Raw genomic sequence first — 2,466 nt, forward strand, 5'->3', positions numbered from 1 at the left:
TTGTTTTCTCTTAAGGCATCGGGATGCTTTTTTTTGTAGTCATAATACTGTTTTTTAATTATATTAGCAAAGTAATTAAAATTCAGATTGGTGCTACCGAAGGTTTAGTTCAACAGCAGTTACACAAGATGCAAGGATTTAGTGGAATTGCTGTCCCGCAAGAAAAATAAATATTAACAGAAAATATGCAGTTAGGAAGCCTTGCACCTCGTGTAGCCGCGGAACGTTGTAGGCAATGCTAACGAAGACCAAGACAATTCAAAACAATTTTTAAATTAAACCAAAATGAACATTAACTTATTTCTTTGGTTATTATTAATAACTTTACCAGAAATGGTATTTTCTCAATCGGCCGACTTTACCATTCAAGATGTAAAGTTTGAAAGTCAAGGCGTCACTCTTGCAGGCTCTATTTTAACGCCTAAAAAAACATTTGCAGCAGTTGTAATTGTTCATGGGTCTGATCCTGTAAAAAGAGAAATGGAGTTCGCTAAACGTCTTGCCAAAGAAGGTATTGCTGTATTGACATATGATAAACGTGGAGTTGGAGAATCAGGCGGTGTATATGTAGGACCATCTGTTGGCACGAATAATATTGACACTACTAATCTTAATTTATTATCTCACGATGCAAGTTCAGCAGTATATACATTTCGAACCTATTTGAAAGATAAAAAAACACCAATTGGATTAGTTGGCTTCAGTCAAGCAGGATGGATAATCCCAATTACTGCAAGTAAAAATCCACAAATAGAATTTATGGTTTTATTTAGTTGCCCTACAATTACAACTCTAGAACAACTTCGATTTCAGTTTTATACTAATGGAAACAATAATTTTTGGGAAAATCATACAGAATCAGATGCTCGTGAACATACTAAAGATGACCCAGACAGATATCAATTCGTGGCGACTGACCCAAAAACTTCTCTGAATACTCTTTCAATTCCAGGACTTTGGCTTTTTGGTGAGAAAGATATACAGATTCCAGTAAAGTTGTGTATGGAGCAATTAAATACATTGAAAGCTCAAGGCAAACCTTTCGAATATACCTTGTTTTCAACATTAGGACACAATACTGCTTCTGGCAATATTACAGCACCAGTTGATATTTCAATTCAGTGGATAAAACAGAAAGCTTTGAACATTAAGAAGTCTAAAGTATCAAAATAAAGCACTGCCTACAATCGAGTAGACGGCTCCACCAGAAACTGACGGAGTGCGCCTCTCACACCACCGTACGTACGGGTCTCGTATACGGCGGTTCGCAAAGTGATGGGTTTAGTTCCATGTAAATCTCCAACATTGATTGATAGCCTTTCTTCTTAAGTCTCAGTAGGGTAATTGTAGTGGTTAGAATCGGACTTTGGGCAATGCGCCAGCCTCCTTTTCTGGTTCTGCTCCAAGCATAGGCATGGTCTTTGTCAATCCCTAATCGCATCAGGTTTTTCCTTTTGCGTTCAGGTTTAGCTCATGCGTTTTTATTGTTTTTTGGTATTCGTGATTTTCGCTTCGCTACAATTCTTCCAGTCCGTCCAAATGCAATAGCGCAGTCGGTTGCGCAACCAACCATCAATATCTCGTAACTTTCCTTGAATACTCGTCCCCCGAAAATAGTTTAACCATCCTCGTTGGATTTGCTTCGCCTGTTCGCCTATTGGCTCGGGTCGTTGATTTTTCGGATGCGTTCCTCGAAACTTCTCGGTGCGGTTTTGCGGGTTACTTCTTTTTACTTTACATAGTGGGAAAATTGTTTTAATTATAGTTTAAATCGCATATATTTACTTTAAATTAATTTCGAAGGAACACTATTTGAGTTTTTTAGCCCTAGTGAATTTTAAAGCTGACAAGAACATCGCCTTTCTACCCAGAATATTTTTTTAATGGAATTACATAAACACTATCAATATGAAATGGAAATTATCATTTTACTTAATTATAAGTATCAGCATTTTAGGTTACAGTCAAAAAATTGATGAATCTGAATCAATAAAGAGACTACTGGAAAAAGAATCAGCCACATGGAGAGCTGCTGATAGTAAAGGCCATACGGAATGTTGGTACATTCAGCCGTACAGCAGGATATTGGTTTCGACCGCAGAAGGTGTTACAATAGATGTGCCTCCAACTGCGATGATCAATACAAATCCCAGTGCAATGGGTAACGGTGGCTTTTCAGTGAATACCAACTACAAAATGAGTATCCACGAGAATAATGCCTGGGTAAGCCATGATGAAGAATCAACCGCAAAGGATGGCAAAAAAACATTCTCTTATGAAATCAGGCTATTAGAAAAAATAGAGGGGCAATGGAAATTAGTGGGCCAGTCCATTCATATTTACAAGCCTAACTAAACCACTATGGGCTGAAAGTCCATAGATTTGGTTGTCAGACTTAAAGTCTGCACGCTTGCTAGTCTTCAATTATGAAGTTATCATTATTATTTTCATTCGGATTTCTATGAT

General features: G+C 37.4%; 2 protein-coding genes and 1 pseudogene. 2 read left to right on the top strand and 1 reads right to left on the bottom strand.

Going from position 1 to position 2,466, the window contains the following annotated elements; translation table 11 throughout:
• The first annotated feature begins 285 nt into the window (after positions 1–285).
• On the top strand, positions 286–1,173 hold the full coding sequence (locus ACNO7W_RS16290; RefSeq protein ID WP_417938917.1) for an alpha/beta hydrolase family protein: 888 nt from the start codon (positions 286–288) through the stop codon (positions 1,171–1,173).
• Positions 1,174–1,228: 55 nt separating this feature from the next.
• On the opposite strand, the pseudogene ACNO7W_RS16295 reads toward ACNO7W_RS16290, so the two are convergent.
• Positions 1,229–1,729 (bottom strand): annotated as a pseudogene (locus tag ACNO7W_RS16295) (group II intron maturase-specific domain-containing protein); the annotation flags it as partial.
• Between the two features lie 179 nt (positions 1,730–1,908).
• Between ACNO7W_RS16295 and ACNO7W_RS16300 the strand changes: the two are divergent.
• On the top strand, positions 1,909–2,355 hold the full coding sequence (locus ACNO7W_RS16300; RefSeq protein WP_417938918.1) for an endo-arabinase: 447 nt from the start codon (positions 1,909–1,911) through the stop codon (positions 2,353–2,355).
• Positions 2,356–2,466: the final 111 nt, after the last annotated feature.

Source organism: Flavobacterium sp. ZB4R12 (assembly GCF_048276375.1).
In the GTDB taxonomy this organism is placed as follows: Bacteria; Bacteroidota; Bacteroidia; order Flavobacteriales; family Flavobacteriaceae; genus Flavobacterium; species Flavobacterium gawalongense.

Coding starts and splice junctions, on each gene's coding strand:
- ACNO7W_RS16300 (WP_417938918.1), top strand. CDS start 1,909: ATGAAATGGAAATTATCATTTTACTTAATTATAAGTATCAGCATTTTA.
- ACNO7W_RS16290 (WP_417938917.1), top strand. CDS start 286: ATGAACATTAACTTATTTCTTTGGTTATTATTAATAACTTTACCAGAA.